General features: G+C 31.9%; 17 protein-coding genes. 8 read left to right on the forward strand and 9 right to left on the reverse strand.

Features of this window, described 5'->3' with window-relative positions; all coding sequences use genetic code 11:
- Positions 1 to 56 precede the first annotated feature (56 nt).
- Positions 57 to 530 (forward strand): PH domain-containing protein, encoded by a 474-nt coding sequence (locus tag AAGG74_RS16170; protein WP_429676233.1) that lies wholly within the window; start codon positions 57 to 59, stop codon positions 528 to 530.
- On the forward strand, positions 523 to 1,965 hold the full coding sequence (locus AAGG74_RS16175; protein ID WP_429676234.1) for a PH domain-containing protein: 1,443 nt from the start codon (positions 523 to 525) through the stop codon (positions 1,963 to 1,965). The genes AAGG74_RS16170 and AAGG74_RS16175 overlap by 8 nt, the downstream gene beginning before the upstream one ends.
- A gap of 63 nt (positions 1,966 to 2,028) precedes the next feature.
- Here the strand turns inward: AAGG74_RS16175 and AAGG74_RS16180 are convergent, their stop codons facing one another.
- Positions 2,029 to 2,217, reverse strand: a complete 189-nt coding sequence (locus tag AAGG74_RS16180) for a hypothetical protein (protein WP_429676235.1) — start codon at positions 2,215 to 2,217, stop codon at positions 2,029 to 2,031.
- A gap of 172 nt (positions 2,218 to 2,389) precedes the next feature.
- Here AAGG74_RS16180 and AAGG74_RS16185 point away from each other — a divergent pair, with 172 nt between their 5' ends.
- The 3 genes from AAGG74_RS16185 (at position 2,390) to AAGG74_RS16195 (ending at position 4,315) form a co-directional block, all read left to right on the forward strand.
- Positions 2,390 to 2,743: a hypothetical protein gene (locus AAGG74_RS16185; protein WP_429676236.1), complete on the forward strand. Its 354-nt coding sequence runs from the start codon at positions 2,390 to 2,392 to the stop codon at positions 2,741 to 2,743.
- Positions 2,744 to 2,770: 27 nt separating this feature from the next.
- Positions 2,771 to 3,535 (forward strand): hypothetical protein, encoded by a 765-nt coding sequence (locus AAGG74_RS16190; protein WP_429676237.1) that lies wholly within the window; start codon positions 2,771 to 2,773, stop codon positions 3,533 to 3,535.
- 240 nt (positions 3,536 to 3,775) lie between these two features.
- Positions 3,776 to 4,315 carry a hypothetical protein gene (locus tag AAGG74_RS16195; protein WP_429676238.1) on the forward strand — a complete coding sequence of 180 codons (540 nt, stop codon included), beginning with the start codon at positions 3,776 to 3,778 and terminating at the stop codon, positions 4,313 to 4,315.
- A 59-nt stretch (positions 4,316 to 4,374) separates the two neighbouring features.
- Here AAGG74_RS16195 and AAGG74_RS16200 read toward each other — a convergent pair whose 3' ends face one another.
- Together AAGG74_RS16200 and AAGG74_RS16205 are read right to left on the reverse strand one after the other, a co-directional pair.
- A complete protein-coding gene (locus tag AAGG74_RS16200) occupies positions 4,375 to 4,686 on the reverse strand; it encodes a helix-turn-helix domain-containing protein (protein ID WP_429676239.1) in 312 nt (103 codons plus the stop codon).
- Positions 4,687 to 4,723: 37 nt separating this feature from the next.
- On the reverse strand, positions 4,724 to 4,972 hold the full coding sequence (locus AAGG74_RS16205; protein WP_429676240.1) for a hypothetical protein: 249 nt from the start codon (positions 4,970 to 4,972) through the stop codon (positions 4,724 to 4,726).
- Positions 4,973 to 5,442: 470 nt separating this feature from the next.
- Here AAGG74_RS16205 and AAGG74_RS16210 point away from each other — a divergent pair, with 470 nt between their 5' ends.
- Together AAGG74_RS16210 and AAGG74_RS16215 are read left to right on the forward strand one after the other, a co-directional pair.
- Positions 5,443 to 5,670 (forward strand): hypothetical protein, encoded by a 228-nt coding sequence (locus AAGG74_RS16210; RefSeq protein ID WP_429676241.1) that lies wholly within the window; start codon positions 5,443 to 5,445, stop codon positions 5,668 to 5,670.
- Between the two features lie 272 nt (positions 5,671 to 5,942).
- Positions 5,943 to 7,067 (forward strand): hypothetical protein, encoded by a 1,125-nt coding sequence (locus AAGG74_RS16215; RefSeq protein WP_429676242.1) that lies wholly within the window; start codon positions 5,943 to 5,945, stop codon positions 7,065 to 7,067.
- A gap of 116 nt (positions 7,068 to 7,183) precedes the next feature.
- Here AAGG74_RS16215 and AAGG74_RS16220 read toward each other — a convergent pair whose 3' ends face one another.
- On the reverse strand, positions 7,184 to 7,708 hold the full coding sequence (locus AAGG74_RS16220) for a hypothetical protein (protein ID WP_429676243.1): 525 nt from the start codon (positions 7,706 to 7,708) through the stop codon (positions 7,184 to 7,186).
- Positions 7,709 to 7,841: 133 nt separating this feature from the next.
- Here AAGG74_RS16220 and AAGG74_RS16225 point away from each other — a divergent pair, with 133 nt between their 5' ends.
- Positions 7,842 to 8,444 carry a DnaA N-terminal domain-containing protein gene (locus tag AAGG74_RS16225; RefSeq protein ID WP_429676244.1) on the forward strand — a complete coding sequence of 201 codons (603 nt, stop codon included), beginning with the start codon at positions 7,842 to 7,844 and terminating at the stop codon, positions 8,442 to 8,444.
- Between the two features lie 15 nt (positions 8,445 to 8,459).
- Here the strand turns inward: AAGG74_RS16225 and AAGG74_RS16230 are convergent, their stop codons facing one another.
- The 5 genes from AAGG74_RS16230 to AAGG74_RS16250 form a co-directional block, all read right to left on the reverse strand.
- Positions 8,460 to 8,759 carry a hypothetical protein gene (locus AAGG74_RS16230; RefSeq protein WP_429676245.1) on the reverse strand — a complete coding sequence of 100 codons (300 nt, stop codon included), beginning with the start codon at positions 8,757 to 8,759 and terminating at the stop codon, positions 8,460 to 8,462.
- Between the two features lie 22 nt (positions 8,760 to 8,781).
- Complete coding sequence (locus AAGG74_RS16235) at positions 8,782 to 9,192, reverse strand: hypothetical protein (protein ID WP_429676246.1); 411 nt, start codon at positions 9,190 to 9,192, stop codon at positions 8,782 to 8,784.
- 384 nt (positions 9,193 to 9,576) lie between these two features.
- The gene (locus AAGG74_RS16240; RefSeq protein WP_429676247.1) at positions 9,577 to 10,401 is read right to left on the reverse strand and encodes a hypothetical protein; all 825 of its coding nucleotides are present in this window, start codon (positions 10,399 to 10,401) and stop codon (positions 9,577 to 9,579) included.
- 102 nt (positions 10,402 to 10,503) lie between these two features.
- Positions 10,504 to 11,280 carry a hypothetical protein gene (locus AAGG74_RS16245; protein ID WP_429676248.1) on the reverse strand — a complete coding sequence of 259 codons (777 nt, stop codon included), beginning with the start codon at positions 11,278 to 11,280 and terminating at the stop codon, positions 10,504 to 10,506.
- A 167-nt stretch (positions 11,281 to 11,447) separates the two neighbouring features.
- Positions 11,448 to 14,036, reverse strand: coding sequence for a LamG domain-containing protein (locus tag AAGG74_RS16250; protein WP_429676249.1), 2,589 nt, complete (start codon positions 14,034 to 14,036; stop codon positions 11,448 to 11,450).
- Positions 14,037 to 14,127 lie beyond the last annotated feature (91 nt).

Raw genomic sequence — 14,127 nt, forward strand, 5'->3', positions numbered from 1 at the left:
ATTCAATCCCCTTTTTGTATATAATGGCTTTAACAGAAAAAATTAAGGAGTTTTATATGAGAAACGTAGACAAAAAGAGCATAGTTATTTGGAATCTAGAAACAATAACATCAATATCATTCAAGTTGATTATAGCATCAGTCGTATTCTATTTTTTTATAGAATATGAATTCATCAAAAAAGCATACTATTTGATAGTAGCTGGGGGAATACTATACTTGTTTTGGGATTTGCTTCTCAACCCCTTTGATTACAAAAACCACAAATACAATTTGGACTTAGATGAAAATATTCTTCACTTGAGAAAAGGCTCTCTCTTCTTAAAGGAATCCACCGTTCCTTTAAAAAGAATTCAACACGTCGATGTTAGTCAATCTTTCTTTTCAAGATTCTTTAATTTGTATGAAATTAATATATATACCGCTGGGGACACTCACACAATTGGTTATGTAAATAAGAACATTTCCTATCAATTAAAAGATAATATAACAAATTATCTGATGAGCGCAGGTGCAGAAATCGATGACTAAAAGAAGGGATAACTTTATTGAATTCGTTTATTACGGTTTAGGCTATATTAAAGATCAAATTTTACCTTTACTCACCTTGATCATAGCTACTCTAGGTACCAAAAATCACTTAACCCCTTATATAAAGCTTGGTTTTTATATTTTTATTGGAGTCATCATCTTGTTTTCATTACTTAAATGGTACAATAAAGTTTACGAATTTGACGGCGAAATCATAAGGATTTCACAAGGTGTATTTAAGAAATTCCAAAACGATATTCCTTATAATAGGATAAAATCAATCAATATATCAGATTCATTATTGAAAAGAATTTTTGGGATTTGTAATTTTAACATTGAATTGATTGGTGGCAATAAGGTTGTTTTTGTTCTTAGAAAAAAAGATGTTGATCGATTGCGAAAATCAATGTTCGCAAATGAGGAAATAACAAAGGAAAAAACAAAAATAAACAAATTCTCGATAATCGAGTATTTACTATTGTCTCTAACAAGCCCGCAAGTTTTTTTACCGGCTTTGTCTCTTTCTTTAACTCTATTTTCATTCTTTTTAAAGTTGTTAAATCCGAGGGAAAACACAGATGATCCAGGTATAACAGGCTCTAATTTCAAAGTATTTATAAATAGCATAATAGATCCAGAATTCATTTTAGCCTTTTCGATAATTGCAGTTATTCTTTTGTGTATCACTTACCTATTTGTGTTTGTATATCTATTTTTAACGTTTGGCAATTTCTCTATTACGAGCTCTGATAAAGGTATACAAATTAAATATGGAATACTCAAAGGAAAAAACTATATTATTCCCAAACAACAAATTCGTTCACTTCGAATTATACAGCCGTTTATATTTAGAAGAACCGGTTATGTCCAATTAAAAGTAGATAACATAGGCCTAAATGAAAGATCTTCGTCTTCGGTTCTTCTATATCCAATTATTAAAGCTGAATTGATTGATTCGATTTTACAAAAACATCTTCCTTCTTTCAGCGAGCAAGAGATGCAGATGAGACCTAGCAAGAAGTATATGCCTAATTTTTTCGTATCGTCAATATACAGCAGCAAATTGATAATCGGGTCCTTATTGTTAGGTTTTATTCTCAATGTTAAGTTCTTTTGGTTACTTACACTGTTGATTCCTGTCACACTAATGCACGGCTATTGTAAGTGGAGATATTCTGCCTTTGGTTTCAATGAGAATTACATAACCATTAGATATGCAAACAAATTTAAAACGACTACTTTAATTACATTAAAAAGATATGTCCAAACAACAAGCAATCTTCAACACGCTTTTATTAAAGATAAAAGCATTTTCCATTATAGATTCGCTCTTTACTCCGAAAAATTACGAGAAAGATATACTTGTAAGTATATAACCGATAGTCGAAAAAAAGAATTCGCAAATTATCTAATCACTAAGAAAACAGGAAGCTAAATATAGCCTCCTGTTTTTCTTCATTTCGGTGCTTGACCAAGGAATTGTAACAACCTCTCCCATTCAAGAATTATTGTGATCCCATTCACCAGTCATTCGAAATGTATTAGTTGGATAATGGATAGATACATAATTTTTGATTCCACCTTTAATAACATATTGTCCCTTTTGGTCTTCCTTTAATACTCTTTTGGTACGACCATCAGACAATGTGACTTGTTCGCCCACTCTGCTATTTTTAACTTCTTCCACAATGCCACTCTCCATTTCAATGTTACAATCTATGATAGAAAGACATTCTCATATCACAATTTTTCATTCGTCAAAATCTAAAATTCTCACTTTTTTTACCATAGTTTCAATTGCTAATATATCATATTAGAGAAGACAAACAAACTCATCCTAAACCCAGGAGGAAAAGTTTATGAACAATTACGTAATAGCCCCATACAGTAATAGTATTGCAATGTATGAATCCGATGATTTTCGTCTAAAGAAAAAAAACCATAAAGACATTATTACAGGTTATTTCAAGAAACATAACTTGGTCAAAGATCAATTCAACGGTTTTGAAATCGGCATTTTTTTATCAACTGATGGAGACAGATACGTTATTTTTGAAGATTTTAGCGCCAAAAAACTTGATGATGGTCAGTATTCAAAACTTAATCCTCAAAGTATTTCAGATGTTATAAATTCTGAAAAGAAAGAAACTGAAATATGTATCGATTACGGAGACACGCCCCTCTCCTACTACACCGTTAAAAAGCAAGGATAAAAATAAAAAAGAAAAGGTTGTGTACATATGTCTTATTCATTGGTTATCCCCAAAACTCCGTTCAACAAACCTACCGTAGAGGTTACAGGCAGCTATTTAAACAAAAATAACCTATGGAATGTGAATAATGGCGAAATGTTATTATTGCATTGCGAAGAAGACAATAAACTCTTCTTAAAAACTATAGGTGTTTTAGAAGGATTCGAACAAGCAAATTACTTTTCATATCCCATTAATGATATGACCGAGATATTTAAAAAGTATTACAAAAGCGGTGAACTGTACAGAGTTGTATTTGATTGTGATGCTATTGACGATTACGAAGAAGAATGTTTTGTGCGCAAAATAAAATACGGCATCGAACGCTCTGACGAAGAAGCAGCAGAAACGGCAGATCATTTTCTCTCTCTCATTAGCTTTTATGATCCTATTTCAGTTCGGTATTTCTCAATTATCAAAGATAACATACAAATAAGCATTTATATGAATTCAGTAATATTGGTTTCTGGGTGTAACAACGCCGAAGAACATAAAATTGCTTTAGAAGTATATGAAGAAATATTCGATTCTTTGGGGAAAGATTTTAAAACTACGTCTATCAATATCAAGGAAAAAGAAAAAGTAGACCATCCATTAAAAAATTCAAATAGATTACTATCAACTTTATTTGAATCCGCTAATGATGAATTAATTAAACGGTTGGGTATCAATTCAACAGAATACGAAAAAATCAAAACAAACCTGCTAGATTATACCAAAGATTTTGAGACTCGAAAGATTTATAAAAACTGAAAGACACTTTAATAGTGTCTTTTTTTCTTTGCGATTATATAATGATCCGGTATTGAATGATGAGCACATTCACACAATCCAACCCAAAAGGTTGTATAATCTTCTTATCAAGAACCATTAGATAGACTTCCCTTAGTAACCTAAAGGGAAGTCTTTTTTATTTTTTATTTTTTTTCAAAAAAACAACCCTATAATGTTCATATATTTAATTTCAATCATACTAAAAAAGGATGAAATCTTATGACTTGGTTTATCTCAAAAGTACAAACAAATAACGGACTCAGATTGAAAATCAACCAGAACGAATGTGGATTGATTCTATCAGAACAAACCTCTGAAGACGGAGCGAAAAAGATTCTTAACATTTTATCTCAAAAGTTTGCAATTGCACCATTCAATTCAGAAGAAGATTTTATTGTTGAGAAAGGTATCCCCTTTATTGGTATCATTTCTAAAGATGGATATATTGAATACTATGATGAACTCACTGCCGAGATGAATGATTACCATCATTCTTTTTGCTTGAGCGAAAAAGGTTTGGAGTATTACGATGACGATTCAACCCTCCGCTTCATTTATTATGAAGAGGATAAACAAATTAATATTCTTGGGGATCCTGCACTTGATCCTTTTGAAAAAGGACTATTTCAACTAAAGAAAATGTGCGAACTTCTTAAATCTAACGGGGTTCCCTCTACTACGGATATTTTTGTTGAGCAGCATCATCTCAACACAAAATACGAGAACAAAGTGATAGGACAACTTAAAACGTTTATTTGACTCAAGTTATTATGAAATAAAATCGTAAAATATAAAAAAGACCAGTCATTGGTCTTTTTTTACTTATTTTTTATTCTCCTTATATCATCAAGAAACTCTATAATCATCTTAACTTCACTTTCAGTTATACTCTCTCCTCGATGAGTACATATTTTTAGCAAGTTTTCCAATTCAGTATCCGTTAGAAAATATGATGGATCTACATTGAAGTAATCACTCAATTGAAGCATTCTTTTAATCGAAGGAGTTGATTTCCCTCTTTCTATTTTTGACAAATAACTGTTAGTTACATTAATTTTTTCAGCTAATTGTAATAGCGTGATGCCTTTTGTTTTCCTAAGACTTTTTAATCTTTCTCCCGAGAATTTCATACTTTATTCTCCTTTATAAGCTATTGTTCTCAATATATTATTCTGTCTCTATCCGACTGTTTGTTGACTTTCTGTAATCATCTAAAACTCCCAGCAACATTTTTATTTCTTCATCAGACAATTTTTTTCCCTTATAAACCCCTTCTCTTAAAAGGTCTTCCAATTCTAATTTGTCATTCTTTTTTAGAAAATAGGACTCATCCACTCCGAGAATTTCAGACAACCCCAATGTTATCTTTAAAGATGGATTGGTGCCCCCTCTTTCAACCTTAGATAAATAAGTCAAGTTTATTGGCCAATTCTCTTAAAGTTAACTGTTTTGACTGTCTTAGTTGTTTTAACTTGTCCCCTAAGAAATGCATAAGTTACTCTCCCTTCATTGAACTATTATATATATTTCATAATACTTTACTTACTATCTCCTTACACGTTGTTTACCCCTTATCTCTAAAAGCCACTGTAAGTCTTTGTTTGCAATCTAAATAAGATCACTTTTCCCAAATGATATCTTTTTAATTTAATTTTCAATATTAGAATTTCAGGCATTAGAATATTAAAAACCACTAAAGGAGTTTTTGAAATGTATATACATTATCGCTATGAACAACTATAAGCAGATAAATACCTTAAAATTAAAAGTAATTTTTTATTAACTGAGTAAAACTAATTATCGTAATGAAATATTGTTTTGAAAATGGTACAATTTTCTTAAAAATAACGAGCAACTGTAATCTCTACGAAGGAGGGAAAAACAAAGTGGATACAACGATTAAAAAAGGAGATCGAGTGAAACCTAGAAAAGAATCCTCATCTGCAATCGGAGCAAAAGGAAAAGTCATATGGATATATCCTTCTACAGAAATGAATTATGCAGAAATCAATTGGGATAAAAAATCATATCCTTCTGTCAATGGAGGAGAAATATCACTGGGTGAAAAATGGTTTATTAAAGACCTACAGTTAGCAGACGAAACATCAAATTGATTATAATGCTCAAAGCGAATACAACATATTTAAGATCGCATTATATTTGACAAATTAGTAGTTGTATTAAATCAAACAATAGAGCCTCAAAGAGGTTCTATTTTTATTATCTATTGAGTCGCCTTTTCGGTTTCGAAGTCAATCCTGTGAAAAAAAGTGTTAATTTCCCTTTCCCAAACGGGTAAGTTATTTATCTAATCAAACTTTCTTTTCCATCTTACCCTTTCTCCACTAATTGATATTTGATATCCTTTTTATAGGAGGTGATCAATATGATCAAACCATTAACAAAGGATGAGGTTCATCAGCTAATTAACGCACTTTCTGAAAATCAACGTGATTTCTTATTTGAAAACTCGAAGCAAAGCAAAAAAAGCAAATGGTTAGAAGCCCTTTCACACAAAAGAGCTATATCAAAGTTCTCAGCAGAAGAAGTTAACGATTTAGAAACAGATAATTGGGTGCTTATTGATATACTTATCGGACTTCCTGGCACATTACCTTTTAAATGTGAATGCGGACGCCCTCTTAATAAGCAATATATTGTTTTACACAAAGGTAAGAACAAAACTTACAAATTAGGAGAGACTTGTTTAACAAACTATACAAGTTTATCTCCCCAAATTATTAAAGATGTTGTTCGTGAATTTCATTTAATTGATCTTGAAAGAGACGAAATCCTAAAAAAGTTTGCTGACAACGATATATTCAACATTAAACCTTTTATTTATTTAAAAGAAGAATCAAGCAAAGTTAAAACCATTATTAAACAATCACTACTAGGATTACCTTTATCAGACCGACAAATTAATGACCTTAAGCGAGCAAAAAAAGATTATGAAACGAAGAAAATGATTAAATCTGTATTTGAAAACTTGAACAGAGATCAAAAATTCCAGTTTGAAAAACTCAACCCCAAAGAGAAAGCAGAAATAGCAAAAAAAATAAACGAAAAAAATTTCCCCGATCCAATAATACCCGATGAGTTTGATAACCAAGAAGTATCACACTTTCTAGATATCAACCTACCACTGTTAAATAGACAATTAGACGAAATAAGAAAACATCAATTCAGCTTTTTTAATAACGAAAAATTCACACCTTCATCCCCTTCTTTTATAGTCAAAAAAGATGAAGAAAAAACACCAGTTAAAAATAAAAAAACAACAAAATTAAATGTTACTTATGACGAACTTCTCTCATTTCACTTAGATACATTAAAATTAATACGCAAAAATGAACACAGAATTGCTCCAGGTTTAATTAAAGATTGGTTGAAGATTCAATCTGATGTGAAATTGCTTAAAGACGGCAATTCTTTCGATTACTCTTCTTTTAAAACAAATTTATCAATGTTAATAATTCAGTTAGGGTTACCCGAAGACAAGCACTTATAAAAAAACAAGCAAATCTCTTAGATGCTTGTTTTTTTATCCTCTCCTTATCGAAACTACTTTCAATTTTTTTTGATATTAGTTTGATTTTAGATGCAATCTAGTCGTGGGTGTTTACTTCAAATCTTTTCACCCTTATATGAAGAAGTGAATATGATTTTGTTATTTATCCATTTAGCATTGTTAACTCCTAACACTCCCAAATTGTCGGTATTAGTCCCCCTTGTTATAATTCTAAGCGTGTCTGAATTTAATTTTTTTATAACTATTGGAAATTTTTCAACCTGATAAAAATTATAAAAATGACTAGTCTCGCCCAAAGTAGCGCCTCTGTGTTCAATAATTATTGTTATATCCCTTTTTTGTGACGTAATCTTATCATAAGAACTATTTGTTATAGCATCCCCTAACCATAGAGTCCCTAATAGCACCGCACTTATAACTGTTCCACCTATTATCCAATAATTATTCACTTTTCGTTCCCGAGCAAACAGATAAAGGGAAATCAATGTGATTACGCTCGGAATAATAATTCCTGTAGGTTTTAAGAAAATAAAGAAATAATTATTCGAGGTCAATATCAGTATGAGCAAATCAAACAGCAATACCAAGTATAGAAAAACACTGATCCCATTTCGTATCATAAGTGATTCTCCCCCCTCTATTTTAAGTTGAGCATTTAAACTCTTAGTACATATGGCCACCAATTGCATCTGTAATTGTTAACCCTTTTACTTTTCTTTACAACAATTATAGAATATCTAAGAGGTGATATCATTGACTAATGAAGAAAAACAAATAAACATTGATAAAGAAAGAATTTCAAAAGCATTTAAAGCGAATGACTTTGTTTCCGCTTTTACATTATTTCGGTATTCAGACTTATCTCTAGATGATTTTGATAAACTCTTTCTGGAGTATAGTGGACAATCTCTTCAACAAACAGTGAAATCCCATACTGCCAAAAAAGACAAAGAAAGAATTGAGAAAGCATTAAAGGATGGAAGAAAGGACCTTGCAGACCTCATATTTGAAACTTCCGATATTAAGCTAGCTGATTATAAATATATAAAAGCCTCTGTTTCTAGTTCTGACGCTACTTCAAGTTCTCTAGACGAGGCTAATCAAACAAAAATTTGGTCACAGATCACTAACATTATTGAAAATAAACTTTCCAAACCTTCGTATGAACAATGGTTTTCTAATTTGACCACTTCTTTTATGGCTGGAAAATTAACTGTATACAGTTATGATCAATTTCAGTCCGATTGGTTAGACTCAAGATACAAGAATATGATATTGGATATTGCAAAAGAAGATCTGGGCTTAAACATAAAAGAAGTAGAAATAATGTGCGAAAAAAATAAAAGACCTATATGAAGGTCTTTTGTTTTTTTATAGAATCATTCCCGAGATACTAGCAGCTATTTGTTTAATGTGAATTTCGTCGATCATATTATCATAAAGATAACAAGCAAATAGATCATTTTCTAACATCTCAGCAATCTCTTGTTCATCCGATTTGCTAACAATAAATGCTTTTTGATATTCATTGTCCAAATTACATTCTGTAACCATAATGTTTTCTTCATCAAGACTAACAATCATAACTTGTAAATGAAGAGGTCCTGCATTTTCTGTAACTTCAATGTTTAATTTCATTGCTTTGCAGTCAGAATCTGTTTTGATTATCATTTGTATTATCTCCTTAAAATTATTATTGATTGATCATTGTTTTTTCTATTTGATTGATAATACTCATAATCTCTTCAATGCTATCAGGCAAAATTTTAGTTTCATTATCAAACCCATTTAATCCGGCAGTAGATAATGCGGAGACATTCTCCATATCATTTTTCTTTTTTCCTGTTTCATAGCTTAATACCACTTCTTCATTTGATAAAGTACGTGGTTGGATTGTGATATGTTTAGTTTTTTGTTCTGTAATACGTTTGTTTTTGTCTTCAAATAAATAAATAGACGTTCTATGATTTAACCCAAACGGTCCATAGATCTCAAATTTTAAACCATAACGTTTCGCTAGTTCTTCACCAAGTGGTTCAATAATTTCAGTAATCCAACTTTTATTTTCTGCTTTTAAGTAATTTTCTTTTAGTTGTTTTAGCATTTGAATACCCCATTCCATTTTTTAAAATAGTACATCATATTTCCCTGTATTCTTTAAAAAAAGAAAAAAACCCGAACAATCATCCGGGTTTTGATTTATATTTACATTACAAAATTATTGATTAGTCATCTAATTGCAATCAACACAAATAGAATTAGTGGAAACCCAAGTGCGAAGATCCCAAATAAGACCGCTATTATGCTTTGGATTTTTATATTCCGTTCCAAACTGTCATTGCACGAACTCATTAATTCGATCTCTTCTATCAATCTTTTATTCAAATCATTATTCAATATCTTCCCCCCTCTAAAACAATTATAAGATCGTTTTTATGAGAATAAAATGTCTACGCAAATAGCGTTAAAAAAGAAAGAAAATGAGCAATTAATCTACTCTCTCTATTTGATTGGCTAAGGCGCTTTTCTCCATACGTGCCATATCAATCAACCAGAGATCATTACCATTCTTCATTATATCTATAGACCATTTACCGGATAAGCCTTCGCACGCACTCATAAATTTTTTCACTTCATTAGTAATTCTAGATTTGTTGATTTCATAATCGTTTTTAATCTTTCCCATTTCACTTTCATAAGCCTGAAGGTCGTCTCCTCTTAAACTCTTAATCATTACATCAGGATGCCAATAATTTGCCACACCCACAATTTTCTTTTCATCAAAATCATAAAATACGCGAAACTCTGTATGAAGCGGCATTCCATTGTAAATTTTTTTTCTGCCTTCTTTGTCCGGGATCATTTCTCTAAAAACGACTTCTGCTGTATTATCAGCTCCTAACATCATAGATTCATAATAGATGCCTAACAGCTGCCTTCCTATTGTTTCTTTGTTTCCTATAACCGTCATAGCAAAATTGAATTTGTTGCTAAAGATCCCAGTCTTCATAAACAAAGTTTTCTTCTCTGTTAAGGTTTCTTCAATTTCTTTCAATAGGAATTGGTTAAAGCCTTGTATTTTATCCTCAGTATAACTATCCGAGTTTAACCAGTCCCAGGTCTCAAAATCCAGTTGTACTATCTCTGTTTTTGGTAACTTTAAAACTGAATCATTTGTTTCCTTGAGTTTTGGAAACCAGTATGACATATTCTCTGGATTCTCTTGGGCTTCTTTATACCTTGAAATTTTACGAGTTTTAAGCTCTTCTTTAGTTAATGGTTTGGCTTTAATCATTAAATTCTTGATATCCAATATAATCATCATCCTTTTTTTTCGACTTGTACATATTATATTTTGAATTCACATCTATAAGGAAAAAACAACAAAAAAAGGCCCTATAAAGGCCTTTTTCATTTATAATGAATAACTTTTTGTTTCAACTTTTAAAATGTCTGAAGGTGGAATATTAGCCTTTTCACTTAGAAAGACCATTTTATTGTCCTCGGAACCCCAGGAGGATTTATTTTTAAGTGCCAGATATTCTACTGCTCCAATAATAAACCTATTGGGATCAAAATCATTAACCTCTTTAAAATCAACAATTAATGACAAGACCATTGCATTTGTACTCGTCTTCCAATTCGACACCAACTCTGGCATCCCAAGCAACCTACTTATATCGGATATAAATTCTGGACACTCTCTTAAATCTTTAACATTGTTATTGTTTTCCGCTTCTTCTCTGACTAAAAATCCATTAATACAATTATCTGCACTAAATCTCCAAAACAACCTTTCGTCCACATATTCTTTATTGTTATGCTTTATTATAGGTTTATTATTTTCTTTACAAATAATAGAAATTCCATTCTGTTCAAAAAAATTATTTAGCAATCCTTTTTTAATTACATTTTCCAAATTTAAGATTCCGTGCTTTCTAAACCCTCTGTCATCTAATCCACTAGTCAAATGGAATAAAACCAATTTGTCAGGCAACACTTCTTCTTTTTCTAATTTGAAATAATCTAATATATCTTCAATACAAAGATCTTCTGTTTTCATACCTTCATATTTCACAAATTTATTTTCGCTTTTTTTAACAAAATGCTTAACACCCTCTATATCAGTTTGAAAAATGTCTGCTAATGATTGGTGTGTACTTTCTACTGTTGAGCAATCTAAGATCTTCATTTTGATCTCCTTTTTCTTTTTATTGATTTACATTATCATTTTACTTCTTAATTTGTATTTGTGTTGAATTTGCTCATTAATTGATCCGGATTTTTCTAATCACTATCATATAAAAAAACCTAACTAACCATCGTTAATTAGGTTTTTGTTGTAATTTCTTTGATTTCTTAATCTGCATTTGAAATACCGGTTACTTTGAAATCATATATCAATTTGTAAAGCTTATTTGCATCTCCGCTTACACTAACACACTTAGGTAAGTAGTTAGAAACCGTAGTTGTTACTGGTGAAACCCCTTTGTACGAGCAATTACTTGATGTAGAAGTTTCAATTGATTTCGTGTCGTAATCTAAGGTAACTGTATAGCTGTATTTAAAGTTTGTCTCATCATTTCCACCTTTATATGCTGTTCCACTATAATCAACTCTCCACACCCTAGAATCAACAGGCTTACTAGTCACAGTCCCGCTATATTCTTGGGTATACATATACTGCCGATTATCATATGTAGCACTATAAGCAATTCCAGAATATTTTTGTTCATACAAACCGTCTTCATTCAGAGACGCACTTCCATCTTGATTCAAAGTTCCTCTGTAACCATCATTATCTTCGTATTGATAAGTATTAGCAAAACTATTTGTTTTATTTGTTACATAATAAGTCGCATTAATATATTTTACCGCTTCTCCAGAATAATTTTGAGTGTAATCATCATTGTATTTTTCCCAGATTGGGTTACCTACAACTGTCCCATCATTGCCGTTTCCGCTATGATCTTTAATAATAGACCCCGATCCTTCGTTAAATAAATATTCTCCTTTTAATCCTGACTTAGATACTTTACCATTCATATTATCATTTACTTCTGAACTTGACAGTGCTCTGTTGTAAATTCTGACCTCATACATATACCCTTCCCAAAAATCGCCTGGAATCAAAGAAGTTGTATCGGTTGAATCGTAATCCATACCCAGTTGAGGAGTTGTGTCATAAGTGTAAGTTCTATCTTGAATATACTGTGTATTTATGAGCTTCCCATTTAAATAAAGCTTCGCAGTGTTTCCAGAGATTTCCCAAACGAGATGTACTTTCTTACCTCTTTCAATCGTATTTGTTCCTCCGTTAACTCTAGTATCCCCAGGTCTAATATCAAGGTTTTGCCTGTTGCTATAAATACCAACTAATATGTTATTGTCATACTTTGGTGTATTTCCGTTCAAAGCATATACTGCGGCATTCACTCCGTCTTTAGGAGTTGCTTCAAACCATCCTTCTATAGTCATACTGCTATTACCGTCGCCAATGCTGCTTAACGTATTTGGTAACTTTACATAGGTTTCCCCATCAAAATTCATTCTGTTTTTGGGAGAAGAAGTTCTATTTGTTTGACTCAAGTCTCCTTTGTAATCCCCGTCATCATATTGTACAGTGCTTGGGAAGTTAGGTTCACTAGTGCTTGACGTATATACCCACACAGCATTTCCTTTTATAGTTGCATCATTTCCGTTACCGCTGTGATCTTTGATTATCTCCCCACTACCTTCATTAAACAAATACTCCGCAAGCAAACCTGTTCTAGAAGCGCTGCCTTTATAATTGTTTGTTACTTCAGTTGAATTTAAAGAGCGGTTGTAAAGCCTAACCTCGTACATATACCCTCGGAAAAAGTCACTCAACGAAGTACCATCTATATCCATACCTAATTGAGGAGCTTGAGAATCGTCCCAATCAGCTCTTGCATTAATGGATTGCTGTTTAATTAAATGGCCATTTCTATATAAACTCATTACATTTCCTTTTACGGACCAAACAATATGAACCTTTTCTTTTTTAGTGGCTGTCTCGTCTGATACATAACTTCCAGCATTTGATCCATTCTCATCTCCTGTACTCATAGCATACTTAGAACTTCCGCTTTCCCCCATCAGAAGGTTGTTTACCCCACCGTTTGACATCTCACTATTTTTAGCAAAGTAATTAGCCCTCGTATCTCCGCTTGTAGAATAAATCCACCCTTCAAATGTAAAGTCGTTTGATCCTTTACCAAAGCTTGTCAAACTGTTTGGCAATTGAACATAAGTTCCCCCATCAAATTTAAATTGATAAGCATCTGATCTATCAGACGGAAGTATTTTTTGAGAAGTAACCGTTTTGCTATCTTTTTGAAATACTCCTCCATCTATAATTTCTTCTTGAGGACTTCCTGTTTTGCTTAACTCCCCTACATATCCATCTGAATTATAAGCGATAGTATTTAAAAAATTATCAGGAGATTTACTTTGCTCTTTAGTGGTTATCGTTTTGCTGGACGAAGGTGTATAAGTACCGCTCACAATGTAAGGAGAACCAATCAAATTCAACAAACCCGTGTATCCATCTGGATCACTATATTCTGTTGTGTTCGGAAAACTATTTGTATCAGAGTATTCAGAGACAGAAGCCTCTTTTTGATACTTGGTAGCGTTGTATACCACTGAACTACTTGTGGGAGACCCATTATCAACGGTTATATCCATTTGGTTGTTATTCACGTCATATGAAACATCGCCATTGTTTGTAGTGATCGAATTCACACTATCAAAATCCGATGGCAAGTTGATTGTTTGTGATTGTTTCTGATCAGAACTCTCTGGAAAGTTTATTGTTTTTTTCGATGTGGCCGCCATAGCGGTGATTGGACTTGCTGTAATTAAACAAATACCTAGTGTTGCATATATAACCCTTTTCATATAAATAAGTTTACTTCTAGGCATAATTATCTCACCTCTTTTCCTAAACTATATACATTGCAATTGAACAGAAAACAAGAAAACAATGAAAAATTAAAGACGTTGGTTACTTTAG

The organism is Bacillus mexicanus (assembly GCF_050445615.1).
Taxonomy (GTDB): domain Bacteria; phylum Bacillota; class Bacilli; order Bacillales; family Bacillaceae; genus Bacillus; species Bacillus mexicanus.

What these genes read in the sequence shown, in the direction of transcription:
- AAGG74_RS16170 (WP_429676233.1), top strand. Translation starts at nt 57, where the DNA reads ATGAGAAACGTAGACAAAAAGAGCATAGTTATTTGGAATCTAGAAACA.
- AAGG74_RS16175 (WP_429676234.1), top strand. Translation starts at nt 523, where the DNA reads ATGACTAAAAGAAGGGATAACTTTATTGAATTCGTTTATTACGGTTTA.
- AAGG74_RS16185 (WP_429676236.1), top strand. Translation starts at nt 2,390, where the DNA reads ATGAACAATTACGTAATAGCCCCATACAGTAATAGTATTGCAATGTAT.
- AAGG74_RS16190 (WP_429676237.1), top strand. Translation starts at nt 2,771, where the DNA reads ATGTCTTATTCATTGGTTATCCCCAAAACTCCGTTCAACAAACCTACC.
- AAGG74_RS16195 (WP_429676238.1), top strand. Translation starts at nt 3,776, where the DNA reads ATGACTTGGTTTATCTCAAAAGTACAAACAAATAACGGACTCAGATTG.
- AAGG74_RS16200 (WP_429676239.1), bottom strand. Translation starts at nt 4,686, where the DNA reads ATGAAATTCTCGGGAGAAAGATTAAAAAGTCTTAGGAAAACAAAAGGC.
- AAGG74_RS16215 (WP_429676242.1), top strand. Translation starts at nt 5,943, where the DNA reads ATGATCAAACCATTAACAAAGGATGAGGTTCATCAGCTAATTAACGCA.
- AAGG74_RS16220 (WP_429676243.1), bottom strand. Translation starts at nt 7,708, where the DNA reads ATGATACGAAATGGGATCAGTGTTTTTCTATACTTGGTATTGCTGTTT.
- AAGG74_RS16230 (WP_429676245.1), bottom strand. Translation starts at nt 8,759, where the DNA reads ATGATAATCAAAACAGATTCTGACTGCAAAGCAATGAAATTAAACATT.
- AAGG74_RS16235 (WP_429676246.1), bottom strand. Translation starts at nt 9,192, where the DNA reads ATGCTAAAACAACTAAAAGAAAATTACTTAAAAGCAGAAAATAAAAGT.
- AAGG74_RS16245 (WP_429676248.1), bottom strand. Translation starts at nt 11,280, where the DNA reads ATGAAGATCTTAGATTGCTCAACAGTAGAAAGTACACACCAATCATTA.
- AAGG74_RS16250 (WP_429676249.1), bottom strand. Translation starts at nt 14,036, where the DNA reads ATGCCTAGAAGTAAACTTATTTATATGAAAAGGGTTATATATGCAACA.